We start from the raw sequence: 26504 nt of genomic DNA, 5'->3' as shown, positions 1-26504 counted from the left end.
TTAATCGTTAACAATATCTAATAGAATTTTTTCCAAAGGTAAGTTTTCTAAATCATCAAAGGTTTTAGTATCACAAATATCATATTTAGCGCCAACTGATAATAAATCATCATCTAATTTTTTTAAAAACTCTGTAGCTTGTTTATCATTCCCAACTTGAATAAAAGAAACACCTAATTCATTATCGCTTTCTAATTTTTTGGATACATTTACAATTAAATTTGCAAGTGCTTTTTGTCCTTGAATTCCTTCAGAAGGCTCGCCATCAGTAATTACTATTATAGATGTTGGTAATTCAGAATGCACAAAATGTTGATTAAAAACTTCAGTCAAAACTGGGATAAAGTCAGTCCCACCCATTGGGGCATAGTCTGAAAAAATGGAATTAATATTATCAGGTGTTATATTTAAAAATTTTTGAAAAGATCGATTAAAAAGATAAATATCTATACCGTTTTTATCAAGTTCATAACATTTTTTTGCTAGAGCACTAACTGATTCTTTTACATAATCCCATTTACTAGCTAATATTTTAGAACTCACTGAATCAGACATTGATCCTGATCTATCAATAACTAATACATAATTTCTTTGACCTAAATCCTTTTTTTCCATTTAAATACTCCTTATTTAAATAAATGATCAACAGTTTTTTGGGATTGCTTTTTATCCTCTGTTCCAGAACCAAAAAACAAATTTTCAAATGCTAAATTTTCATTCATTTTATCAATATGTTGTTTTTCTTTTCCACATTTTAATAGGCTTTCATTAAAATCATCATTTTTTTCTAAAATATTTTCGGATTTATAAATAGCTAATGAAGTCAAAAATTTTTGATATTCTACTGTTTTCAATCTATCAAACTCATTGCTTATCAAATTAATTTTCTCAAATATTTCAGTTTTAGATATTTCATGAGAATAAGATTGTTTAAAACTATCAAACTCAAGTTGAACACTATTATTTTTTTCAACAAGGATTTGCAATACATCATTATATTCAATAATTTGTTTCTCAATTGTTTGAATTTCATTTTGCAGTTTTTCTAATTCCATAGAATGTTTTATATATTCATTTTTTAAAATATTAGAAGAATTTTTATTATAATTAAACAATAACTCATCCATAATTTTTTGAATATTTTTAGCTTTTCTTTGAATATTTTCCTTATTAAAATTTAATTCTTCTCTTTTTTTATAAATTTCTTGAATATTATTTTCAATTAATTTCAAAATATAGTTCCATTCTTTAGAAATTTTTTCCATATCATTCTTAAAATTATTAATTTGATTTGTATTACTCTTTTTTATCCACTCTGTTTCAGAAAGAGTATCATTTTTTTGAATACTTTTTTTGTTACTTTTTTCGTTACTTTTCAAGAACAATCTTAAAAAAAAGATAAAAAGAATAATCAAAAGTAAGAGTAAAAAAGCAAATTTCAGGTTACAAACTCCAAATAAAGAAAATAACAATACATGTGGACATATTTATACTTTTTTTACAAAGAATGGTCAAATAAACATAACGATTTAAGTTTAAAAATTTTTAGATAATAATCCAACAATTTATAAAAAAATATTAGTCATTTTCAATAAATTCATAGACTCTATCGTCAATCCAATACTTTGGGAGAAAAGGGATCCGGCCTTCAACAAATCCCAAATGTCCACCTTGCGTTGTAATTTCAAGTTTTACAGAATTATTTATTTCATTTTTTTGAGGAATATTTTCTTGCGAAAGAAAGGGATCATCTAATGCATGTACTATCAAAGTTTCTACCGTGATTTTTTTGATAAATTGTCGAGAACTTGATTTTTCATAGTAGTCATAAACATCTTTAAATCCATTTATTTTAGCAGTGATTAGATTATCAAATTCCCAAAAATTATTTATATCTTTTTCTTTATATATAAAATTATTTTCTAATAATATTGATTTTTTTCTTTTTAAACTCTGTTTTAAACATCTTAATAACCACCATTCATATATTTTAGAAAAACCTTTTCCTAAAGCAGCAGCTGAACCTGCTAATTCAAATGGAACAGAAACAGCGATGGCTTTTGAAATAGAATTTGCTAAATCACTTTCAGCAAGCCATTTTAATAATACATTAGCTCCCAAAGAGTATCCTACAATATATAATTTTTGTTCAGCTGTTAATTTAGCCATTATTTTTTTTACAACTGTATTTAAATCACTTGTTTCTCCTGCATGATAAGACTTTAGTTTGATATTTACTTGACCATCACAGCCTCTAAAATTTAGGCAAGCAGCATTATAATTTTTACTTACTGCTTTTTTCATCATTCTTTGAATGTAGGGTGATTTCGATGAACCTTCTAATCCATGCAAAAAGAGAATAATAGGCTTTTTTGGATTATAATTTGGAATCCAATCTAGACTCAAAAAATCTCCATCTTCTAACTCTACTTTTTCTCGTATTAATCTTATTTTTTTACCGCCAGAAAAAAATACAGGATATAGTGTTTGCAAATGTCTATTTTTTAACCACCAAGCGACTTTAAATTTTGGTGCATTCATAATTTTCTTATTCATTCAAAAACTCTCCTAAGAAAAATCTAAGTGAATCGTTGATTATGAAAAAGAATATAAATAAAATTTTTGGTTTTTGGAAAGAAAGGAAACAGTCTTATTAAATTAGTTTGCAACTTGCGAACGCCATACTTGGTCTACAAAATAATATTTTCTTGCTTTTTCATATCCACCATTTTCTTTCCATTGTTTTAGGAAAGAATTAAATTTATTGATTAATATGAGATCATCTTTTTTAGCAGCAATAGAAAAACTTTCAGCTACTACTTTAGTTGGTAGAATAATAAATTTATTTTTATTTCCCTTATCCATTAAATCAACATAAGTTGTATCTGAAACAAAAGCATTAGCACGTCCCTGCATAACTGCTAAAACTAAATCAGCATCTTGATCAAATTTTAAAATTTGTGCTTTTTTTAAGGTTTTAGATAAATAAATATCACTAGTATAACCAGTTTTTACTGCTATTTTTATCCCAGCTTTATCTAAAGAATTAAGATCTTTAAATTCATTCTTATTTTTTTCATTATTTTTAATAGCAATACTTAATCCACTAGTAAAAGTAGAATCACTAAACAGAACCATTGCTTTACGTTCAGTAGTAACTGTCATACCTGCAGCTATAAGATCGCATTTTGCAGAAATAAGTGCCGGTATAATGCCATCAAAACTAATTTGAATCATTTTAAGTTCTACTGAAAGAGTTTTAGCAAATTCTTTCATCATATCAACATCAAAACCTATCCAATCCCCTTTTTGAGTTTTCATTTCAAATGGAAGGAATCCTGCATCGGAACAAACTTTTAAAACTTTTTCTGTTTTGATCTTTTGTAAACTTACATCTTCTTTTTTATTTTCATCAGAATTTGCAGCAAAAGCATTGAAATGAAATGAGGGAATTGTTGAGATTAGAAAAAAAGCGTGCAGAAACAACTTTCTAAAACTTGCGTTCATTTTGAATCCCCTTAGTCAGAAGCTATTGCCAAAATGCCTTAAAACAAAAATGATTTTGTAGTGATAGTCTATCAACAAACGAAAACTTAATACATAAGCTTAGAATTGAGGTCAAGTGAAACCTGCCAATAGATTAAACATAATGATATTTTTGAAAAAATTATCTAATTATTCATCACTATTTTCTATATCATTAAGACTTTCGTCAGAATCTACACCAGATGGAGTTGTATCTTTAACTTGACCCTCTATCTGACTATTATCTTTAAATTTATCTGTACTATCAATTTTTATCTGCTCTTCTTCAGAAGAATTTTGTGCATTCTTATTTTCAGTTGCCTCTGGAGGAGGTACTGGCTCAAATTGCTGTGGTAAATTCTCTTTTTTGTATGAAAAACCTAAATTCATTTGTTTGATATCAATTTTTTCTTTTCTTGAAGCAATATGCATTTCAATAATATTATTTGAAATTTGTCTGTATCTATGTATAAAAAATTGAGTTAATTTTTTCTTTTCTAAACTTTGATTCCATTTTTTTGGAGATGGTAAAATTGCTATTAATGCAACACATTGAGATGGAGATAATTTTTTTGCATCAATTTTAAAATATCTTTGTGCTGCATTTTCTAATCCATATGTATTTGGTCCAAATTCTACTATATTAAGATACCATTCAATTTGTTTATCTTTTGCTATTGTTGCATCTAACAAAATAGCTCCAATTAATTCTCTTGTTTTTCTTATATAACTTCTATCTCTTGAAAGAAATGCATTTTTAACTAATTGTTGAGTAATTGTTGACCCACCCCTTTTTTGTTTAGTTGCTTTACTTTTATCTTTTACAATTTTTTGAATACTTTCAATATCTATTCCATTATGTTGATAAAATTTCCCATCTTCAGAGGCAATCAAAGCTGCTTTACAAGCATTTGGAATTTCTTTTTTATTTACCCATGTTTTTGAAAAAATACCGATAACTGGACCTGTAATTCGAAAAAATCTAGTTAGTCCATCTTCTTTATAAGGAAAATAAATAAGAAATCCTAAATGTAAAACAAAAACCCAAGGAATAAACCAAACAAAAAAGAAGAATATGACTACTAGAGGTAACTGTAAAACCCAAAAATAAAAAGAAAAAATTCTCATAGTTATCCTTGCTAAAAACAAAGAATGATTGCATGATAGCCTTGCGAAATAACAATAACTACTTAAAAATAAAAGGAAGTTTTTATGTTACTGCCACAATTAAAACCACTTCATATTACAAATAACTCACAGCCTAATAATCAAACTCCAGATCTTGCAATTATTATAATTGACGAACAAGATATAGAAAAGGGACAAATAAAGTCCAAAAATATTTTATCACTGGATAATGAAATGAATGGTACCATTTCAAATTTAATTGGGTTAGGTGATTTTGAAGGCAAATGGCTACAAACATCTACTTCACTTGTTTTGAATCAAAAATCAGCAAAAAGAGTATTACTAGTTGGTGCAGGTAATAAATTAAATTATATGCCTGCAAGATCTAGACAAATAGGAATCAAATGTGCTGAAATCTCTTTGTCTTTAAAAGCGAACACAATTTTTTTTCATTGTTCATCACAGCTGTGTAATACAAAAGAATTAATAGCCCAATGCCAAATTGGATTTAATATGGGAATGTATAAATACCCAAATTCTAATATGAAAGAAGAAACTAAATTAGAGCTTGAAAAACCAATTCATTTAAATTTTATCAACACAGTTCAAAACTTTGAGAAATCCTTAGACGAAACAAAACATCTTGAGGACTCCATAAATTTTTGTCGTCTTTTACAAGACTCCCCTCCAAATGTTGCAACACCTAAATTTGTAGCACATCAAGCACTAGAGCAGGCTAAAAAACTTGGATTGAAAGTTGATATTTGGGGTGCAGAAAAACTTCGCGAAAAAGGTTTTAATGCAATGCTTGCTGTATCAAGCGGAAGTGCAAATGAACCACAGTTTGTTGTAATTGAGTATTCTCCAGAAAAATATAATAAATCTATAGCGTTCGTTGGTAAAGGGCTAACAATGGATACCGGCGGTTATTCTGTAAAGACACCATCCACTAGCCAAGAAGGGATGAAATATGACATGTCAGGAGCCGCTGTTACGTTAAGCTCTATTTTAGCAATTGCTAAATTAAAACTTCCAGTTAAAGTTTATGCAATAGCTGCTTTGTGTGAAAACATGATCGATGCCCATTCCTATAGAGTTGGCGATGTCATTACTTCACTTTCTGGTAAAACAATAGAAATCTTAAATACAGATGCAGAGGGCAGAGTCGTTCTTAGCGATGCATTATATTTTGCAGCTAAAGAGCTAAAACCAGACTATATCGTTGAATTTTCAACTTTGACTGGCGCTATGATCACAACATTTGGACATGTTGGAGCCGGTGTTTTCGCATTTCATCCTGAACTTGAAAAAATTATTATGACTGCTGCCGATTCTACTGGCGAAAGAGCTTATCCACTCCCAATTTGGGATGAAATTATAGATGATATTAAAGGTTCAATTTCTGATATCATAAACATTGGGAATACTAGGGGCTCAGCTGGTAGTATGGTTGGTGCTGCTTTTTTAAATGAATTTACTAATAATATTCCTTTTGCGCACATAGATATTGCTGGAGTTGCTAATGACAACCACTCAATTGGCTATATTCGGAAACAGAGCTCAGGCTACGGAGTTCAATTAGTAACAGAAATTGCTCGAATACTAGCAAAATAATTTAACTTGTAGTTCAAAAACAGATTCTATTAAAATTACATATCCATCCTAATAAAAAAACCCCTGCCTGAAGAATGTATTCCCAAGGCAGGGGTTTTCTGTTTTTGAGAAAAATTTCTCTTAACGTTTTGAGAATTGGAAACGTGCACGCGCAGAACGTAAACCATATTTCTTACGCTCTTTGATACGGTCATCGCGAGTGATAAGACTTGCAGGTTTAAGAATTGAACGGAACTCTGGATTTAAGTTTAAAAGAGCATTTGTAATGCCATGGCGAATTGCCCCAGCTTGCCCAGATAACCCACCGCCAATAACTCTTACATTGATATCTACTTTACCTAAAGTCTGAGTTAAGTTTAAAGGTTGTTCAACTACCATACGAGAAGTTGGACGTTTAAAGTAGTCTTCAAGAGAACGGTGATTGATTGTAATGGTACCTTTACCATCTTTAACCAAATAAACACGAGCGATAGATGTCTTACGTTTACCTACGCCAGATATATATTTAACTGCCATTTTAGGCTCCCTCATTTTAATCGCTTATTAGTTTTTAAGTGTACGTTCAGGTAATGCTTGCGGATTTTGAGCCGCATGTGGATGCTCTTTGCCAACATATACTTTAAGATGGCGGTAGCATTCACTGCCCAAACGATTATGTGGAAGCATTCCCTTCACAGCAAGCTCTAATAAACGCTCAGGATTAGTAGCACGTATTTCAGCAGCATTCTGAGTTTTAATACCACCAAAAAAGCCTGTATGACGGTGATAGAGCTTAGTAAGTTCTTTATTTGATGATAAAACAACTTTTTCAGCATTTATAACAATAACATTGTCACCCATATCCATGTGAGGTGTAAATGTTGGTTTATGCTTTCCACGCAAAACATAAGCGATTTGGCTTGCTAAACGTCCTAGGGTTTTGCCTTCAGCATCAACGATATACCATTTCTTCTGAATTTCAGAAGCTTTGGCAGAGTATGTAGTATTCATTTCTAATCTCCACTAACAATTAAGAATTTAAATAATAAATTCAACTAGTTACATTATTTCTGCGAGTATCTTTATGTTGTTTCACTTATCTGTCTTGGGCGTTATCTCAACGCATACAAATATAAAACAATAATTTCAACCGCTTATGCCACCACACAAAAAGGCGTGGAGTTCCTTCAGAAGCAGTGACACAATTTAGCATTAAGAGTAGAATAGTGCTGTATGATTAATAACTTAACACTAGCAGAACTCTTCGCGCAAAAATTTGCCGCAGATTTTGCTTTATAACGGGAAGATTCATCGTGGTCAACAAAGAAAATTCAAATCAATTCATAAATTTCAATCCATACCAGGAATGTGTACAATTTATCGTTAAAACTTCCTATTGCCTGATTGATGGTGGCGAATCTCAATTTATTGATTTTATACATCTTGAACAACTACTCCAAACGCAGAAAGGGGAAATAAACTTCAAAGATATAGTAAAAGAGTTTGATTTTGCTTTGGGAATTCCCCTAGCAAGACAGTACCTTAGTTTTTTAATGTTTAAAGATTTTTATCAGCTGTATTGCTCATTAGTAAAAGAAGTGAAAAAAATTTTAATTCATAATGCAAAAAAGGGAATCAACAATATCAACCAAATACCCTCATCAACTGTAAAATGTTCAAGGGCATTAATGTTTATAGAACAAATAGAAAAGGATATAAATTTAGATTTTAATTTGGATTATATTTTTTTAGAAATCAATAAAATAATATTTTCAAAAATAGCTCTTAGAAAAGAAGATTTATTTGCGCCGCTCACTTATTGGCAAGAAGATACAATTAATGCTGGATTTTATCTCATATTAAATAAATTAGAAACAGTTGCAAATGCTTATTTCTATTTTTTAAACTTAAAAGATGAAAAATTTCGCTTTAATTTAATCTTATTAAAAGAAAATTTGATGAGTTATACAACTGATGAAACTTATGATAAAAGTATTTTCTTAGCAAAACTTTTAAAAGTAATTATTATAAATCATGAAAAAACTAAACAAGAAATTCAGGCAAATGAAAAGTTTTTTGAAAATCAAGTTTTTATTGACAGATTAGGCTATCAATTATCAAGAAAAAACGAAGACTCTTTGAATATTAAAACTCTACAAAAGAAAATGTTTGAACAAAACAGTAACAAAGTTTCATTCAATGATTTAATAGATGAAGAAATTCACAATTTAAATCAATCAATAAGTAAAGAAAATATTACAAGAGCAAGACTAGAAATGCGATTAAATGATACAGAATATCCTTTAAGTGTTGCTTATCGCGAATATGTCAAGTCAACTCTTCAGTTTCTTGAAGAGTAGAAGTATCATCAAAAAACTTTAACCCCTTAGAAATTTCCACATCTGCAAACATTGTTGCTTGGAAAACATTTACGTGATTGGCTTTACATAATTCTAAAAGTGCCATTATTAACACTATTAGTTCATATCTTGAAGAGCATTCAGTGAATAATAATTTTAAAGTTATTGAATCAATTTCAGAAAGTTTCTTTTTAATAAATTCCATTTTTTGTTGAATGGTAATTTTTTGAGCACGAACCACTACTTTTGGCGTAGATTTATTAGAAAACTTTAATAATACTTTTTCAAAAGCAATAATTAAATCAAAAGGATTTCCTTTTATTGGATGTTCAAAAGCAGAAAACTCATCTTCACGTCTTTTATATTCAGCAGTTGGAAAATGATCTTGTGCCACTGAATTTAATTGTTGTAATACTTCTGAGGCCTTCTTATATGCTTCAAATTCAAGTAATTGCTGCACCAAATCTTTTCTAGGATCTTCTTCTGATACTTGTGCTAAATTTTCTGCGTCTGTTTGAGATTTATTTTGCAATACAGGTACTAGTAAATTAGCCTTAATTTCAATCAATTGAGCAGCCATGGCTAAATATTCGCCAGCTGTGAGAAAATCAAGTTCAGGTACTTGCTTCAAAAAGCCTAAATACTGCTCAGTAATCATAACAATTGGAATATTAAAGATGTTTAACTCTTGCGCCTTAATGAGATGCAAAAGGAGATCTAGAGGACCATCAAAACTTTCTAACCGTAGATGCATTTAATTATACCATTTCTTTATATATTTTCATGTTCCTCAAATTGAGATACATGAAGATTGTTGCTAAGGATTAAACCTTTGGCAAAGAAGATGTAAAGTCGTTTAATACATAGTAAATTAAATTTAATGCAAATATCAAATTTGCTCTACTTTTTTGCTAAATAATATAAAGGGAAGGTTTTGCAAAAATACAAATTTCTTTTAATAGGCTTAGGTTTCTTTTGGATTGCGGCTTGGAGTATTTTTGGAAGTATTTTAGCAGTTTTAATTCAACAAATGACTATTAGCCAAATCCCATCTTCTGAATTTATGCAAATACAAAGAGCATTATTAAAATCAGCTCACGCACATATGAATGTTATGGGCTACAGTGCTATACTTCTAGGATTATCACTAAATTTTATTGCACCATATTTTTCCAAGCGTTTAATTAAAAGCAATATTTTAACTTTTCTTTTTTCAATTCCAATCTTTGGAGCTGGCCTTATTTTAGAAGCATTCAATCCAAATGAAATAGGTAAAATATCTTATCCAACAGCAATTTCTGCAATTGGAGGGGGTCTATATATCCTTTCACTATTTCTTTGGTCAGGCTTATTTTTATATAGATTTTTTAAGAAAAATGGAAATTATGAATAAAATTCGGAATTATAATAGAATTGTTTTTTTAACAAGACTAAGTGCCATTGGAGATGTTTTAATTGCAAGCAATAGTGTTTTTTGTTTAATTGAAAATAACTATTATCCAGTATTTATAACTTCTCCGAGCAATAAAGAAATTGCATTAAAAATAAAACACTTGCAAGCATTTATTTGTTTTGAAAAAAACAAAGAAACTTCCTTTTTTTTACACGGCAAAGAAGTTGAAATTAATGAATTTCTTTCATATATTCTTTCTCTTAATACAAAAGATAAGTCATTTTATATCGATTTACAAAATACAAAAAGAAGTAAAAGATTTTTAAAATACTTAAAAAATAAATTACATATTGAAATTGAAAAAAAATATTTCATAAAAAAATATTCTATTTATAGAATATTAATGGTAGTGATTTCCTTTTTTTATTTTAACCAGAAACAAAAATTTTTCTCAAAAAATTTTATGCGAATTAAAGATCTACAGAGAAAACTTCTGCAAAATATAATTTTAAATGATCAAAAAGAATTTAAAGATACATATCATATTTCACCGCTTTTACCTGCAAAAAATTATTTTCCAAAAGAAATGCAATATATTTGCATATTTCCTGGAGCTAGTAGTTTTATCAAAATGTGGCCAAAAGAAAATTTTCGTATCTTAATTGAAAAATTAAAAAAAGAAACTAATTTATATATTATTATTTGCGGATCAAATAATGAACAATTTTTAGGTGAATATCTAGAATACCCAAAGTCAAATAAAGTAATAAATATGGTCAATAAATCAGAATTATGTGAAACCTTAGATATTATTGGAAATGCCAAGTATATAATAACTAATGATTCTTTTGCAGCACATGCAGCAGATAACTTTAATGTACCAAGTACTGTATTTTTTGGATCTACCTCTCCTAAATTTGGCTTTGTTCCATCAAGTAATAATATTCAAATTGAATACTTAAATTTAAATTGTAGTCCATGCAGTCGGCACGGAAAGAACAATGTTTGTAGATTTAAAAATTTAAAATGTTTAAAAGATATTGATCCAATTCGGGTATACAATCAAATTTTATTAAAAACAAATCAATAATTTATAAATATTTCATACAAGTTCCTGATTTTTAATAATGATATATTTTCAATATTTTTGCTAAAATAAAAACAACAAATAATTTATTTTAGAAAATAAAATTGCTTCAAAAGAAAAATATGAGTATCTTTTTTTTAAAGGGGAAGTTTGGTGAAAATCCAACACTGTGCCGCAACGGTGATCATATTATTGAAAGTCCGATTACCTTTAACTATTTTCTCTCGAGCAAGAGGTAAAACATGAATTACTCTGATGAGATTCAAGAAAGAATCCATTTTTCAGAAACAAGAATGATAAAGTGCGTATTTCCTGATACAACTAATCACTATAATACATTATTTGGAGGAACTGCGTTAAATTGGATGGATGAAGTAGCATTTATTACTGCAACTCGTTTTTCCAGAAAAAAAATGGTAACTGTGTCATTAGATAAAACTGATTTTCAAAAACCAATTCCTGCTGGAACTTTTGCAGATATTTATGGTATTGTTACATATGTTGGAACAAAAAGTGTAAAAGTTGAAGTCAAGATATATGTGGAACAAATGTACTCAAATAAACGAGAAGTAGCAGTTAGTGGTATTTTCACAATGGTTGCAATTGATGAAAAAGGAAAAACAACCCAAGTAATTTAGGGTTTCAAATTTTTACAATTTAAATTAAAATTAAGCAGAGAAATTTAATTAATCACTTCTTTGAAGTGAATTTTTTTATAAGAAGAAGGCCATGAATAAAAATTTAAAATATGAATTTTCTTCTGATATTTACAAAAATATTATTGAAGCAAAATACTGTCATGAGAAATTAAATGAAAAAACAAAAAAAATTGAAAAAGAAACTTTTCAAGAAGCAATTGAAAGAGTCGCCCACGAAGTAAACAAATATGACAAAAAATATTATTCAATCATGAAAAGTAAAACAATTGAATATATTTGCAAAAAGGATTTCAGCCCTGCTGGCGGGATATGGCGTGCAGCAGGAAATATCAATCTTAAAATTTCATATGTTAATTGTACAACACAAGAACCTGTAAATGATTCAATTGAAGACATCTTTGGTGAATCTTTAAAAAATTGGAGTAGAATAGCATCATACGGCCAAGGTAATGGAATTGATATTTCTGGTTTAAGACCAAGAGGGGCACAAACCCATAATTGCGCGAAAACAAGCACGGGAGCAGTTAGTTTTCTAACTGTTTACGATTCTGCAATGCAAATTATCGGAGCTGAAAATAGAAGGGGAGCAACAAAACCAGATCTTTGGATTTATCATCCTGATAGTCCAGAGTTTATTTCTTGCAAATCTGATGTAACAAAACTTTCTTCCCAAAATATATCTGTAAAAGTTGATAGTGAGTTTATGCATGCAGTTACTTTAAATAAAAAAATTAATTTATGCTGGGAAAGAAAAGAAGAAAAAATTGTTGTAGGAAAAAGAGTTTTAATAGATTATTCTCCTGGACCAGAATTATCTATTAGAAATTCAGTTTTTGCTAGTGACTTATTTAATCAAATTGCACATCAAGCATGGAAAACAGGTGAACCTGGTATAGAGTTCTGGGATTCAAGCGAATATTGGTCTAATAGTAACTATCACCCAAATAAAAAATTTCATATTGTTTCTACTAATGGATGCTCAGAACAAAAATTAGATCCTTATAATACATGTGTACTATCTTCAATTAATTTTTATAATATGCCTCTCTATAACGAAAATTGGAAAGATTGGTTAATTGAAAGAGTTGAGTTTGGTATTCGATTTTTAGACAATGTTATTATAGCGGAATACAATGAAAATAGATCGCCCCATCCAGTTCAACGTGATAAATTAGTCTCTATGACTAGAATTGGCTTAGGATTCACAGGGCTTTATGATTGGTTTATAAAAAATAAGATAAGATACTGCTCTGATGAAAGTATAAAAATTGTTGCTGATATTATGAGTGTGTTTTCAGAAACTGCTTATAGAACATCAATTAATTTAGGTAAAGAACGTGGAAATTTTACAGAATTTTCTCCAAAGTGGTATTTAAAAAGTCCTTTTATTCAAAGATTAATTAAGTTAACTAATTTGAAAGAAGAGGATTTCAAAACAATGCGGCACGTATGTTGTCTTTCAATAGCTCCCACTGGTACTTTATCAATGGTTGTAAGTGCTGGGGGTAGTGGCTGCGAACCCGCATTTGCTCCTTATCATGAAAGAAAAGAACGTGTTTTAACAGGTGAATATAGATCTCACTTTATTTTTGATAATTGTGTTTTAAATGAATTAAAAAGAAAAAATATTCCTGTAACAAAAGAAAATATTGATGAATTAATAAAAACTGATGAATGGGTTTTTGCAGCATGGGATAAATTACCAGAAAAAAACATTAATTCATTAGATAAAATAAAATTATTAGCCGAAATTTACAAATATATTGATAGTGGTATTTCAGTCACATATAATTTACCAAATACAGCAACTATTGAAGATGTAAAAAATATTTATTTTAATGCTTGGGAAAATAATTTAAAGTCGGTAACAGTTTATAGAGATAAAAGTAGAGAAGGTGTTTTAAATAATATTGAGTTGTCTACAAACATTAAAAAATCTAAATTTGCAACATTTAAAAGACCAGAATTGCTTGATTGCGATATTCACTATATTAAAGTTGCAGCTCAAAATTGGATAGTTCTTATTGGAAAATTTGATAATGTTCCATATGAGGTTTTTTGCGGAATTTATAAGAAAAAAATTATATCACAAGACCATCAAGTAGGAAAAATTTTAAAAAATAAAAAAGGAATTTATTTTTTAAATATAATTGACGAAAATAAAAAATTACAAAAAATTAATATAAAAGAAAATTTTGAAAATAATGGATGTGAAAACGCCATAACACGCCTAGTGTCACTTAACTTAAGACACGGTATTGATATAAAATTTATTGAACAGCAGCTTCAAAAATCTGAGGGTGATTTGACAACATTTGCAAAGGCTATTTGTAGAGTATTAAAAAAATACATTCCAGAAGGAAGCAAATTAGTTAGTGAAAGCTGTCCAAACTGCCAAAAAGATAGTTTAATTCATCAAGCTGGTTGTATTACTTGCAATTCATGTGGCTGGAGCAGATGCTAGCATTTAAGATATAACACGTTAATTTAATCAAACTTAAAGTTTATGGTAAGCAGAAATCTAATTTTCTAAAAATTTTAAAAAAATTCTAATAATAATATTTTAATTTTAAAATTAAAATATTATTGACATTATTTTTTTTTTTACTTAGTTAATTAGAGGTCTTTTTTAACTAGGTGAAAAAATGAAAAATCTTATCTTTAAATTTGTACCTGTTTTGTTTTTAATTTATTTCAATTGTTCTGTATTTGCGTGTATAAATTCGTTAGGCTCATTGGAGTTAAGCAATTCAGAAGTAGAATGCATTGATCATTCTGGAACCGTCAAACTCATTAATATTAAGATAAAAAAGAATTATTTGAATAGCGGTAAAAGCAATTTCCAAAATGTTTTTGTTGAAAGTATAAAGAGTTCAGGCTCATTTAGTGCTGATAATTTAACTGCAGATTTTTATACTGGATCAGGTGCATTTTATGGAGATAAAGTAAATATTAAAAATATTAATAATTCAGGGACATTTGTTGCTAAAAAATTAATATGCGATGATTTTAAAGGAAATGGAAATTTTAAAGGTTATAGTATTTTAGTAAATAATTTTAATAATGATGGAGCAGTTAAGTTTGAAGAAAATTCAACCATAAATGGAAAAATTTATATTAAAGGTAATTTTTTTGCATCAAATTCAACATTTAACAAAGCAATTTTTGTAGAATCTAATAAAGTTAAAATTACCAATAAAACAAAAACTAAAGAAATAATAATAAAAAAATCTAGTTTTAGTTTTTTTAATAAAAAGTATGTTTATATAGATAATAGTACAGTTAATGGTGATATTTTATTTGAAGATGGAAATGGTACAGTTATTATTGAAAATAATGGAAAATTAAATGGAAAAATTTATGGTGGCATCCTAAAAAAAATGTAACCCTTGAATTCTAAATTTATATTTGCTAGTTTTTCAATTTTGGTAGTCTATTCTCCTAAAAGGTGTATCACATGAATATATTAAAACTTTTTTCAATTTCTATAATTTCTTGTTTTTCCATTTCAACATTTGCTGCTGAATTATCTATCAAAAAACTTAAAGATGCAGTCTATGTTGTAGAAGATGATTATTTTTATAAAGAAAACTCCATGTTCTATATAGGTGAGGAACATATCACTGTAGTAGGTGCTACCTGGAGTAATGATACAGCATTATTACTAGCTAATGAAATTAAAAAAATTTCAAACAAACCTATCAAAGAAGTAATTAATACAAATTATCATCCAGATAGAGCTGGTGGTAATTTGTATTGGAAAAGTATTGGTGCAACAATAATTTCAACCCAATTAACATATGATTTAATGCAACAAGATTGGAAAAATGTTATTGATTTTACTAAAAAATCCATTAGTGATTACCCACGATTACCTTTTATTCTACCTACTAAAATAATGCCAAGTGATTTTCAACTACAAAATGGTAAAATTAAATCTATATATTTAGGCCCTTCTCATACAAAAGATGGTATTTTTATCTACTTTCCTAAAGAAGAAATATTGTATGGAAATTGTATTTTGAAAGAAAAACTTGGTAATTTATCCTATGCAGATCTAGATGAATACCCAAAAACTTTACAAAAACTAAAAAATTTAAATTTAAAAATTTCATATATTGTCGCTGGTCACGATTCTCCTATTCATGAAGGTTCAGGACTCATAGATCATTATTTATCCCTCCTTGAAAAAAGAAAAAAATAATTAATAAGAATAATATCGCCAAATTATTGACATAAAATAAAGTATTTTCCAGTTTCATATATATTTAAATAAAAAGGGATATATATGAAACAATTTAAAATTTTAATGATAGCTACATTACTATTTACTTTTCAAAAAAATTCTTTTGCTTTTACCGAAATTCAAGAATGCATTCGCTGGGTACTTGGAAATGAAACTATAAAAAAATTAGATTCTGTAAATTCAAAAGAAAGTAAAAAATTAATTTTAGAAAATGCCAAAAAAGCAAGTCCAGAAGCAACCACAAAAAAGCTTGACGCTTGTCTTACATTATTTAGTGACTATCAAGATCCAAAAGATCCAAATAAATTAAAAGGAAATCCAATGTCAAAGGCTGTTTGCTGTAACTGCACTGGATGGTGTGCTGCAGGATGGATTTTAGTAGCCTATTGTTCTACTTGTGTCTCAATAAGCGGTGGTGAAGAGTGTTGTAGTAGCTGCAAAATGCCAGCAGGTCCAGGTCAAAGTTGTAATTAGTTTAATTTACTTAAACAGAAAGCAATTAAATTTATTTCAATTATTTTTTACTTATATTAAAAATATACACTAATTATTTTTAACGACAATTCTAAAATTACAAATTTAAAATTATTTTTGCGAAATTCAAAAACAATCTAGATCATTAAAAATTTAATTAAATAGCGTAAATTTTTATAATAATTAAAACTATATGAATAAAATTAATTTTAATTAGTAATAAATTAAAATTAATTAAAAATAGTTAACAAGTTTTATTAATTATAATTTATCTTCAATTTCCTCTTTACAAGAAAAAATATTTAAGACATCATTTAATTAAATAAAATCAAAAGAGGTTAATCTTGCAAAAAATAAATAGTAAATTAGAAGGTAGCAACCTTTATCTAATAAATAGTTTTATTGAAAATAATTTAGATTTTGAATCAAATAAATTTGAAAATTTATTTAAAGAAATTCTTAATAGAAAAAACATTTTTTCTAAGTTTTTAATTAATTGCTTTAAAAATCCTGAAAAAAAAGCAATAACTTATAATAATATCAATTACACTTATAGAGATTTTCTTGAATATATATCAAATATTAGAAGTCATTTGAATAAAATAATAGCTTGTAATAAGCAAATAATAGCTGTCTATTTAGAAAACCCTCTTGACATAATTACAAATATTTGGGGAATAATATCATCTGGATCTGCTTATTTACCACTATCTATAGAGTATCCAGATAATAGAATACAATATATGCTTGAAAACAGTAATGTAACAAATATTATAACTACTAAAAATTTATCCAAAAAGATAGATAATTTAGTCACTTCAAAATCAAATATAATTTTGAGTGAATCATTTTCTCAAAAATATTCAGAAAAATTTGAATTAAATCAATTACTAGAACAGAGTATAATAAAGAGTGAAGACTTATGTTATGTCATTTATACCTCCGGTAGTACAGGAAATCCAAAAGGAGTTATGATAAATCATGAGAATATTTTTAATCAGATGGATTGGCTAGAAAAAAATCAAAGCATTAATGATGCTTCAATAATACTGCAAAAAACTCCAATAAGTTTTGATGCTGCGCAATGGGAAATATTATCTTTAGCATGTGGTTCACAAGTTGTCCTCACAGATTCATATAGCTATATGGATCCTACAAAAATAATATCTTACATAAATAAACACAAAGTAAATACACTGCAATGTGTACCAACTCTTCTCCAAGGATTGTTAGATACAAAAGAATTAAAATCTTGTAATACTTTAAAATATTTATTCATAGGTGGAGAAGCGCTAAATAAATCATTGATTTCTAAATCTGCAAAAGAAATTCAAACTTGCAACTTTATAAATCTATATGGTCCAACAGAATGTACCATAAATTCATCAGCACTTAATATAGATATAAAAAAAATAGATATGTATGAAAAAATAATTTCCATAGGCAAGCCTATTTCAAATATGTATTACTATGTATTAAATAAATATTTAGAAATTAATCCAATTGGGGAAATTGGTGAACTTTATATTGCTGGAAAGGGCGTAGGGCAAGGATATTTAAATAACTTAATTACTACTAAAGAAAGATTTTTACCTAATCCTTTTTCAATATCCTCTGACGACAAAATTCTTTATAAAACTGGAGATTTAGTTAAATTATTAGAAGATGGATCTTACTTATATTGTGGAAGAGCTGATAATCAAATAAAGCTACGAGGATATAGAATAGAGCTGGATGAAATTAAAGCTGTAATTGAAATGAATCAATGGATTAAACATGCAGCAGTAATTGTTAAAAATGAAATAGATAATAATAGTGACTATCTTATTGCATTTATTGAATTAAACCCCAATGAAGCAGTTTTAATGGATCAAGGAAAATTTTCTCCACATCACATTAGTAAAGAAAATAAACATCAAGTTTTAATGCAATTGGCAGAAAATGGGATTCATAGTAAAAATGAACTAGAATTAAAAGACTCGTATTCTTTAAACTATAAAGCCCCAAATGAAGAAATGATTCGATTTGCTTTCTCAAGAAAAAGTTATCGCAATTTTGAGGGAAATACAGTAAATAAGGAAAGTATTTTAAATTTAATTTCTAATTTTCAGTTAGATAAAAATTCTTTTAAAAAATTTATTACCGATTTATCATTTGATAACATTAGTGAAATTCTCAGATATTTTGGAAAGTATCAAAGTTCCGAAAGACTTTTACCAAAATATTCATATGCTTCTCCTGGTGCACTTTATGCTACTCAAATGTACTTGGAATGTAGTAATCTAAGTTTTATAAATAATGGATACTACTACTATCATCCTATAGAACATAAACTCTATAATTTTTGTAACATAAACTCTTCTAAAGAAAATTATTTAAGAATTCACTTTATCGGCAAAAAATCTGCAATAGAAAATGTTTATCAGCTTAATGTTTCAGAAGTACTAGAGTTTGAAACAGGACATATATTAGGTGTATTTGATAAAATATTGCCTAAATTTGGTCTTGAAATTACAAATTTTAATTATGATCCTAATTTATTAAATATTTTAAATTTAAAAGAAGACTATATCTATCTAGGATCATATCAAATAACTTCAAATAATAATTTAGATAAATTTCAAGATATTGAAGTTTACTTTCAAAATCAAAATAATTATTTTAAAGATTTAGATTCTGGACTGTATGAAGTAAAACAAAATAATCTAAACAAAGTATCTAGTGATTATGTTTTAGAAAATGAAGTTATAGCAATTAATCAAATTGTTTATCAAAGATCCCATTTTGGAATTAGTTTAATAAACAAAAGCTCTAACTGGCACCAATACATAGATTTAGGCAGGTACTTACAGCATCTTCAAATGAATGATATTAATATTGGATTAGTGTCTTCTGGTTATAGCTCAAAATCAGGACATAGTTTACCAACTGCTCTTAAATTAGAAAAAATATTGGATCTTAATAAAGAAAGTGCTTCTTATTTTTGTATTGGAGGTTCAATAAGCATTGAACAAAAAAAAGATATGGGGATGAAAGAAGACTCAGTACATATGCAGGGTCCAATTGAAATAATTTTAGAAGATCTTAAAAAGAAATTACCTAATTTTATGATTCCAAATAAAGTAATTACTTTAGAAAAAATGCCGTTAACAGCCAATGGTAAAATTGATATTGAGCATTTAAAAACATTAAATGTAGATATAAAATCCACAAGCATAATTAAACCAAGAAATGATCTTGAAAACATTATATATCAAATTTGGATTGACGAACTAAAAATAAAAGATTTTTCGGTAACGGATAATTTTTTCTTACTGGGTGGAAATTCAATTACAATAATTAAAATACTAAAAAGATTAAAAAATGAATTTAAAATTGATATTCCTATCCAATCATTTTTTGAATATAAAAGTATTGATAAATTAACTGAATTTATTAAAAATAGCAATAAGAAAAAATTAAATAGAATTATTAATTTAAATGAAAAAGAAGGTAATGATTCAATATTTTGTTGGCCCGGTCTTGGAGGATTTTGTTTAAATTTAAAAAATTTAAGTAAATCTATTAATTCGGAAACTATATTTTATGGTGTACAATCTTATGGATTGAATGATAATGAAAAACCATATAATTCAATTGAAGAAATGGCTAAACATGATCTTCATTTAATAAAAAAAATAAAACCTACTGGACCGTATAAACTTTGGGGATATTCTTTTGGCGCGCAAGTTGCCTATGAAACTTGTTACTTATTAGAAAAATTAGGAGAAGAAGTTAGTGATGTTATATTAATTGCTCCTGGAATGCCTATTATAAAAAATTCAATACTTGAGTCAAATACATTTGGGGAAATAGCTTCTTTCGACAATAAAAAATTTATTGCAGTATTATTTTCTGTGTTCTTTGGTAAAGTTAATACTCCATTATTAGAAATATGTTTAAATATTTGCTATAATGAAGAACTATTTATTAATTTTATTATAGCTAACAATAATGCTTTTGATTATCAAATATCAAAACGGATAGTTGAATTGGTAAAATCAACATATAATTTTATTTCAACAAATAAATTAACAAATAAAATTATTAAAGCTCCTATCAAAATTTTCTTAACACAAGGTGACAATATTTCTAATTTTGAAAAAGATTTATTACATTTAAAAGATAATATTATTATTAAAAATATACCTTTAGATCATTATTCTATTCTGCAAGAAGAAAATTTTAATTTTTAACTTGAAGAAACAAAAAAAAAATACTACAAATGAACTACAATTAACTAAGAAGATTGGTGAAACATGCCGCACATTATAATAAAACATTTTCCCTCAAGTAGCAAAGAACAGAGAGACAAAATTACTTTAGATATCATTCAAACAATTTCAAGAAATTTAAATTGCTCTGAAAATGTTATTTCAATTTCATTTGAAGAAATAGAAAAAGAAAATTGGTTTAAAGAAGTTTACAAACCGGAAATTATAGAAAAAAAAGATTTACTACACAAACAACCAAATTATTAATGAAAGAGGTAAAATATGTTGAAAATAAAAAAACATCCTTTGCTTAAATACAGCGAAGAAGTCCTTGATGCGTTGCATAATCAAAAGCCAGTTGTTGGAGTCGAATCTACCGTTATTGCGCATGGACTACCTTTTCCAGAAAATTTAATTACTGCTCAAAAAATTGAAACCGTAATTCGTGAATCAGGAAGTATTCCTGCCACTATTAGTCTTAAAAATGGTCATTTTTTAATTGGTATGAATAATGAAGAATTAGAACAATTTGCTTCAACTAAGGGAATTCCAAAAGTTAGTAGTCGAGATATCCCTGTTATTTTAGCAAATAAAAGTCTAGGTGCGACAACAGTTGCTTCTTCATTGGTGGCATGTGACTTAGCTGAAATTCCATTTTTTGCTTCTGCTGGAATAGGCGGAGTCCATAGAGGGGCTGAAACTAGTATGGATATTTCAGCCGATTTAATTCAATTTACACGTTCGAAAGTCGCTGTTGTTTGTGCAGGTGCTAAAAATATTCTAGACTTAAATTTAACTATGGAATACTTAGAAACCCAATGCATTCCAATTATTTCTTATAAGTCAGATGATTTTCCTGCATTTTACTGCATTTCTAGCGGCATAAAAAGTCCACATAGAGTTGATGATGATGAAGTAATTGCAAAAATTATTGAAAAACATTGGGAATTAGGAAATAAAAGTTCTGTATTAATTACAAGTCCAATAAATACTGAAGATGCTATTGCAAGAGAAGAAGTTGAAGAAATAATTAATAAAGCAATGATAGCAGCAGAACATGCTGGAATTAAAGGACCAATGGCTACTCCTTATCTTATGAAAGCTGTTGCTCAAGCGACTGCAGGTAAAACCGTTAAAGCAAATATGTCTGTTTTAATTAGTACTGCAGAATTAGCTGGAAAATTGGCAAAAGCACATATGAATTATTTACAAAATCAAATGTTAAACTAATATTTAACAATTTAAGTGAGAATAAAGTGTATGAAAAATGGAGTTATCTTTGATTTAGATGGAACACTAATAGATACACCTGCTGGAATTGTAGAAGGATTTTTATATTCTTTAAAATGTTTAAATTACAATAATGTAGGTGTTATCGATATCAGAAATACGATAGGACTTCCTCTAGAAAAAGCATTTGCCTCTCTACTAAATGTCGAATTAGAAAATGATCTTATTTTGTTAGCAATTAAAAACTATCACAAAGCATTTAATGAAATAGTTTTACCCAAAGCTAAAAAACTTATTTTTCCTGGTGTTATCGAAGGTCTTACAAACTTAAAAGAACACGGATTTATATTAGCAATTGCTACTAGTAAATATCTAAAGAGTGCAAATAATCTATTATCTGCTGCAGAGCTGCTTAATTATTTTGACTTAATAGTTGGGGCAGATCTTGTTAAACAAGCAAAACCACACCCAGAAATGGGTTTATTTGTTATCGAAAAATTACAATTAGACCCTAAAAATTCTTTTATGATTGGTGATACTACACATGATTTGCTTATGGCAAAAGATGCTGGTTTACGTGGTATAGGTGTAACTTATGGAATTCATGATAAAAGCAAACTAGAAACTGCTGAGCCTGAACTTATTTCTGATAATTTTAATAACGTTATTCAATATATACTAAAACAAAACTAGCGGAAATAAAATGAAAAGTACACTTTCACCATCATGGATTCTTGGACTGCTTGCTGGAGTTGTTCTTACTTTAATGATTAATTTTAATAGTCATTTAGCTAAAACAACTTCGCCTTTATTTGCTTCTTGGAGCGCTCACGGTATAGGAACGCTAACAGCTATTCTTATTATATACTTAAATTCTGTTGTTAATAAAACTAAAAAAGAAACACTAAAAAACATTCCGATCTGGAGTTACTTTGGAGGAATTCCTGGAGCTTTTACAGTAATTTTGGCAGTAATTGCAGTAAATACAACTTTAGGTCTTTCAGGTACTCTATCTTTAATGTTAGTTGGGCAAATTATTTTTGGAATTATTTCAGACCTATTTGGATTATTTGGTACTATGAAAAAATCTGTGAATTTAAAAGATTTTTTAGTTATTTTTCTCATTTTAACTGGAAGTTGGCTCATTATTAATTTTAGGACTTAAGCAATGACATATTTTATATTCCTTGCTATTTTAAATGGTGTCATAATTGGAACTAGTAGATCTATTAATGGAAAACTAAGTTTTTATGTTGGCCCTTTAAAAGCTTCATTATGGAATCATTTAGGTGGTTTTTTATTTTTAAGCTTTCTCCTTTATTTCATAGATAGCTACAAATATATATATACAACCACAATACCTTTAGTATATTTATTAGGCGGTGTTTTCGGAGCCTTATTTGTTACATTAAATAGTTATGTATTTACAAAAATAGGGGCTGTAAAAACCGCTTTACTTGTAATAAGTGGTCAAATGATTTCTAGCGTATTACTAGATTTTAATTTCAAAAATAAAATCTCAATTTTTGCACAAATTCTTGGAATCATATTAATTATAACAGGTGTTTACTTATCTAAATTAGAAAAATTACCTTTTTTAAAGCAAAGTTTAAAAATAAAATAAAAATATAGGAAGTAGCTATGGAAAATATAATTGATAGTAATTTTTATAGAAGTTTAAAATCAGTTCCAGATCTACTTAATGATATCTCAAATCATATTGAATTTAATGGACACTTATCTAATCACAATAAGCATGCAGTTGTTGCTCTTGCAAGACTTTCAGCAGACATTAACTTAATAAATAAATTTTATTTTGAATATATTGAATGTACGACTTATGGTTGTGGATTAGAACCCCCAAAAATCTCAAAATATCATATAACTAAACAAAATTGGAAAGATTATTTAGGAAAAAGGACAAGTTATACTTCTTATTATGAATTTTTTAAATCTGAAATTGAAATAAATGGATTAAATAGAGTTCTTTCCGAATATTTACCGCAATTACTACCTGGTTGGGTTAGCTCATTAACTCATGCGGCTATCCATTTAGGTTGGGGTTTAGATATTAAAAATAAATGTATGATTACTGAAGGATTAGCTTACTTATGCTTTTCATTTATATCGTGTCATCCTGAAAAAGTTTTAAAAGAAGATAATCAAGTTTTTAACTCTCCAATACATTCTTTTTTAAATATCTTAGAAGAAATTGATAAAGATCCTCAACAATTTAAACACTATATTGATTCCATTTTAAAAAAAGAAGAGGAAGAGAATAATTTTAATTTCCATCCAGAATTAAAACGTTCAGGAACCCAATTAAGAATAGCGACAGTTCTTAAATATGGCCATCCATTAATTTATTTAGAACAAGCATGGATAAGTAATTTATCAACGGAAGAATCATGGAATGAATTATTTTATTTAACTACTTTAATTTATCTGCACCATTCATGCAATTTTGTAGTTCTCCATCTCTTAACTTCTCTTCATGCATTAAAAGAAATCGCTTTCTATTTAAATAAAGAAGAAGAGCAAGAGTGTTTAAAAAATTATTGGATTGGTATGAATTGTATACTATTTGCTATGGTGACAATGCCAAACAAAAATGAATTTAATCAATTAATTGATAAATATTACAATAAATTTGATGATTTTAATGATATTAATATTTCTAAATATTGGAAAAATATTATAGAAAGTGCCTTTTTAGAAAAAGAAGAGCATAATCCTAAAATGGTATATGTTTTAAGAAAAATGTGGGAAGAGTCAGGATATAAATCAATATATAGAATTGCAGCAAATCTATTTACAACTACTCCTGGGCTTCCTGAATCTTTCAAACAGATGCCGAATGAAAGCTAATTTTTAACCTAGCAATAATTAATAAAAAAAGCATTCATTTGAAAATACTATATTTGAATTATTATAGTACCAAGAAGATTTTTAATAATTTTATACTATATTTTCACAATTTATTTTTTAAGAATATTGTTAAAAGAGTCTTATAATCATAGTAAATAAGTTGTTCCTAAAGCAATTGCTGTAGAATACATATTTTTATTATTTGATACTGTGTCATTTGAAGAATAGCTTTTATTTTCAAATTCATAGCTATAATTAAAAGATGAAAATAATGTAAATGAATTTTCAATTGCAATATAATCTATCCTTAATTGACCATCTACTGTATAAGATGGATCTGTTTTTGAATAACCATTTGAATTTCCATTATAGAAATAATTATATGTTTTCTTTGCAACATAATAAAATTCCCCTTTTAAGGAAATAGCTAATTTAGGGTTGAAAAATTTTTGCCCTTGGAGAAAAATACTGCCTGAAACAAACGGATCAACTTTTGTATTCCTATTATCGCTACTAGATGATTCATTTTTTGTTTCAGTGTAGTAATTAAGAGAAATCCCACTTTTTATAAAATTAGAATTTTGCATTTTTTTGCTTAAATTAAGTCCAAGAGCAAATAAGTTATTTCCAGAAGCAACTGTCCCAACTGAATCTGTAGAGGCCGATTTTGCAGGAAATATATTAGGTGAAAATTCTACATTGAAATCTAAATTATATGAATCATTATTTAGTTGCTCTTGTAAACGAGTTTGATAGATAAATAATGGATTTTGCAATCCCTTCCATTTGTATGAATTTTTGGAAGTATTTGTCTGATTTGATATTATAGAATACTGGGTACTTGTAGTATCACTTTCTACAGTCGAATATGTCAATAAAAGACCTAAAGTATGATTTTTAGCAAAAGAAAAATGGCTTTGATGCTTGTAAGTAGTCGCAGAACTTTTCCAATTTTGAGAGTTTGATTGATTAGCATAATTATTACTCCCATCAGCATTAGAATTTAAAAATTGAATACTTGTTTCATTATAGAGATCATCTTCTTTAGGAAAAAATGTAATTTCTCCTAAATTATTAGTATTTGTTTCTGATTGTGCGTAAATAAAATGGGAAGGAAAAATTAGTAGAGAAGCAATTACTATTTTCTGTTTACTTTGAAAAATCATATACTGTACCTTTGAAACAAAATAGTAAAAATTTACTATTTTGTTTTTTTATATAAATTCATAATTTTTATAAATCAATGTCCATAATTTTATTTTTTGAATTTTAATTTTTTTTACAATGAATACGAAAGATTGCAATATACATTAAATAAACACTTTGCTAATTAATAAAATATTCTAGGAAAAATTTTGCTTAGTATATTAACAAAAGTTACTGATATATCATTCGTTTATTTAAATTTGTATCTTTTCCAGTATGAAAGGAAACTAAATTTTCCAGAAAATAAAATATGGGAAGAAAAATAATAATTTTAGCTAAGAGAAAAAAGATTGAAAAGCAATCAGATAAAAGTGGGCAAAAAAAAAGCCCTCACGGATGGTGAGGGCAAGAAATGAAAGGCTGCACAGAGCTACTCTTCCACACCTAAGGGTGCAGTACCATTGCCGCAGGCGGGCTTGACTTCGGAGTTCGGAATGGGATCCGGTATTTCCCCGCCGCAATCAGCACAGCCAAAACGAGGC

25 protein-coding genes, 1 rRNA gene and 1 riboswitch are annotated in these 26504 nt (G+C 27.7%); of the genes, 16 read left to right on the top strand and 10 right to left on the bottom strand.

Going from position 1 to position 26504, the window contains the following annotated elements:
* From GOY08_RS00130 to GOY08_RS00110, 5 genes are all read right to left on the bottom strand, one after another.
* The gene (locus GOY08_RS00130; RefSeq protein WP_158996510.1) at positions 1-615 is read right to left on the bottom strand and encodes a VWA domain-containing protein; all 615 of its coding nucleotides are present in this window, start codon (positions 613-615) and stop codon (positions 1-3) included.
* 11 nt (positions 616-626) lie between these two features.
* On the bottom strand, positions 627-1379 hold the full coding sequence (locus GOY08_RS00125) for a hypothetical protein (RefSeq protein ID WP_158996508.1): 753 nt from the start codon (positions 1377-1379) through the stop codon (positions 627-629).
* A gap of 199 nt (positions 1380-1578) precedes the next feature.
* On the bottom strand, positions 1579-2556 hold the full coding sequence (locus tag GOY08_RS00120) for a YheT family hydrolase (protein ID WP_158996506.1): 978 nt from the start codon (positions 2554-2556) through the stop codon (positions 1579-1581).
* A 102-nt stretch (positions 2557-2658) separates the two neighbouring features.
* On the bottom strand, positions 2659-3507 hold the full coding sequence (locus tag GOY08_RS00115) for a transporter substrate-binding domain-containing protein (protein ID WP_158996504.1): 849 nt from the start codon (positions 3505-3507) through the stop codon (positions 2659-2661).
* A gap of 168 nt (positions 3508-3675) precedes the next feature.
* Positions 3676-4653: a biosynthetic peptidoglycan transglycosylase gene (locus GOY08_RS00110; protein WP_158996502.1), complete on the bottom strand. Its 978-nt coding sequence runs from the start codon at positions 4651-4653 to the stop codon at positions 3676-3678.
* An 84-nt stretch (positions 4654-4737) separates the two neighbouring features.
* Between GOY08_RS00110 and GOY08_RS00105 the strand changes: the two genes are divergently transcribed.
* Complete coding sequence (locus GOY08_RS00105; protein ID WP_158996500.1) at positions 4738-6267, top strand: leucyl aminopeptidase family protein; 1530 nt, start codon at positions 4738-4740, stop codon at positions 6265-6267.
* 120 nt (positions 6268-6387) lie between these two features.
* Here GOY08_RS00105 and rpsI read toward each other — a convergent pair whose 3' ends face one another.
* A complete protein-coding gene (gene rpsI / locus GOY08_RS00100) occupies positions 6388-6783 on the bottom strand; it encodes a 30S ribosomal protein S9 (RefSeq protein ID WP_158996498.1) in 396 nt (131 codons plus the stop codon).
* Between the two features lie 27 nt (positions 6784-6810).
* Positions 6811-7257, bottom strand: a complete 447-nt coding sequence (rplM, locus tag GOY08_RS00095; protein WP_158996496.1) for a 50S ribosomal protein L13 — start codon at positions 7255-7257, stop codon at positions 6811-6813.
* Between the two features lie 302 nt (positions 7258-7559).
* Here rplM and GOY08_RS00090 point away from each other — a divergent pair, with 302 nt between their 5' ends.
* A complete protein-coding gene (locus tag GOY08_RS00090) occupies positions 7560-8606 on the top strand; it encodes a hypothetical protein (RefSeq protein ID WP_158996494.1) in 1047 nt (348 codons plus the stop codon).
* Here the strand turns inward: GOY08_RS00090 and GOY08_RS00085 are convergent.
* Positions 8575-9360 (bottom strand): segregation and condensation protein A, encoded by a 786-nt coding sequence (locus GOY08_RS00085; protein ID WP_158996492.1) that lies wholly within the window; start codon positions 9358-9360, stop codon positions 8575-8577. The genes GOY08_RS00090 and GOY08_RS00085 overlap by 32 nt on opposite strands.
* A 180-nt stretch (positions 9361-9540) precedes the next feature.
* Here GOY08_RS00085 and GOY08_RS00080 point away from each other — a divergent pair, with 180 nt between their 5' ends.
* The 14 genes from GOY08_RS00080 (at position 9541) to GOY08_RS00015 (ending at position 24816) form a co-directional block, all read left to right on the top strand.
* Positions 9541-9999 (top strand): hypothetical protein, encoded by a 459-nt coding sequence (locus GOY08_RS00080; RefSeq protein WP_158996490.1) that lies wholly within the window; start codon positions 9541-9543, stop codon positions 9997-9999.
* Positions 9992-11089, top strand: a complete 1098-nt coding sequence (locus tag GOY08_RS00075) for a glycosyltransferase family 9 protein (protein WP_158996488.1) — start codon at positions 9992-9994, stop codon at positions 11087-11089. The genes GOY08_RS00080 and GOY08_RS00075 overlap by 8 nt, the downstream gene beginning before the upstream one ends.
* Before the next feature lie 123 nt (positions 11090-11212).
* A riboswitch (adenosylcobalamin-variant (AdoCbl-variant) riboswitch) is annotated at positions 11213-11304 on the top strand.
* Positions 11305-11328: 24 nt separating this feature from the next.
* Complete coding sequence (locus GOY08_RS00070; protein WP_158996486.1) at positions 11329-11724, top strand: acyl-CoA thioesterase; 396 nt, start codon at positions 11329-11331, stop codon at positions 11722-11724.
* Between the two features lie 91 nt (positions 11725-11815).
* Positions 11816-14209 (top strand): TSCPD domain-containing protein, encoded by a 2394-nt coding sequence (locus GOY08_RS00065; RefSeq protein ID WP_158996484.1) that lies wholly within the window; start codon positions 11816-11818, stop codon positions 14207-14209.
* Positions 14210-14390: 181 nt separating this feature from the next.
* A complete protein-coding gene (locus GOY08_RS00060) occupies positions 14391-15131 on the top strand; it encodes a hypothetical protein (protein WP_158996482.1) in 741 nt (246 codons plus the stop codon).
* Between the two features lie 71 nt (positions 15132-15202).
* Positions 15203-15949 (top strand): subclass B2 metallo-beta-lactamase, encoded by a 747-nt coding sequence (gene bla, locus GOY08_RS00055; RefSeq protein WP_158996480.1) that lies wholly within the window; start codon positions 15203-15205, stop codon positions 15947-15949.
* Between the two features lie 84 nt (positions 15950-16033).
* Positions 16034-16465 carry a hypothetical protein gene (locus GOY08_RS00050; RefSeq protein WP_158996478.1) on the top strand — a complete coding sequence of 144 codons (432 nt, stop codon included), beginning with the start codon at positions 16034-16036 and terminating at the stop codon, positions 16463-16465.
* 344 nt (positions 16466-16809) lie between these two features.
* A complete protein-coding gene (locus GOY08_RS00045; RefSeq protein WP_158996476.1) occupies positions 16810-20700 on the top strand; it encodes an amino acid adenylation domain-containing protein in 3891 nt (1296 codons plus the stop codon).
* Positions 20701-20763: 63 nt separating this feature from the next.
* Positions 20764-20985 (top strand): tautomerase family protein, encoded by a 222-nt coding sequence (locus GOY08_RS00040; protein ID WP_158996474.1) that lies wholly within the window; start codon positions 20764-20766, stop codon positions 20983-20985.
* Between the two features lie 15 nt (positions 20986-21000).
* Positions 21001-21948: a pseudouridine-5'-phosphate glycosidase gene (locus GOY08_RS00035; protein WP_158996472.1), complete on the top strand. Its 948-nt coding sequence runs from the start codon at positions 21001-21003 to the stop codon at positions 21946-21948.
* A gap of 30 nt (positions 21949-21978) precedes the next feature.
* A complete protein-coding gene (locus tag GOY08_RS00030) occupies positions 21979-22641 on the top strand; it encodes an HAD family hydrolase (RefSeq protein WP_158996470.1) in 663 nt (220 codons plus the stop codon).
* 10 nt (positions 22642-22651) lie between these two features.
* On the top strand, positions 22652-23113 hold the full coding sequence (locus tag GOY08_RS00025) for a DMT family transporter (RefSeq protein WP_158996468.1): 462 nt from the start codon (positions 22652-22654) through the stop codon (positions 23111-23113).
* Between the two features lie 3 nt (positions 23114-23116).
* Entirely contained in the window at positions 23117-23572 is a 456-nt protein-coding gene (locus GOY08_RS00020; protein ID WP_158996466.1) for a DMT family transporter, read from the top strand.
* A gap of 17 nt (positions 23573-23589) precedes the next feature.
* Positions 23590-24816: a questin oxidase family protein gene (locus GOY08_RS00015; RefSeq protein WP_158996464.1), complete on the top strand. Its 1227-nt coding sequence runs from the start codon at positions 23590-23592 to the stop codon at positions 24814-24816.
* 146 nt (positions 24817-24962) lie between these two features.
* Here the strand turns inward: GOY08_RS00015 and GOY08_RS00010 are convergent, their stop codons facing one another.
* Both GOY08_RS00010 and rrf read right to left on the bottom strand, forming a co-directional pair.
* Positions 24963-25982 (bottom strand): hypothetical protein, encoded by a 1020-nt coding sequence (locus tag GOY08_RS00010; RefSeq protein WP_158996462.1) that lies wholly within the window; start codon positions 25980-25982, stop codon positions 24963-24965.
* A 397-nt stretch (positions 25983-26379) separates the two neighbouring features.
* Positions 26380-26494 (bottom strand): 5S ribosomal RNA (rrf, locus tag GOY08_RS00005).
* Between the last annotated feature and the right edge of the window lie 10 nt (positions 26495-26504).

The sequence above is a fragment of the Pigmentibacter ruber genome, assembly GCF_009792895.1.
Lineage (GTDB): Bacteria > Bdellovibrionota_B > Oligoflexia > Silvanigrellales > Silvanigrellaceae > Silvanigrella > Silvanigrella rubra.
The sequence above is the reverse complement of the archived record's forward strand: the minus strand, read 5'-3'. Positions and strand labels throughout refer to the sequence as shown.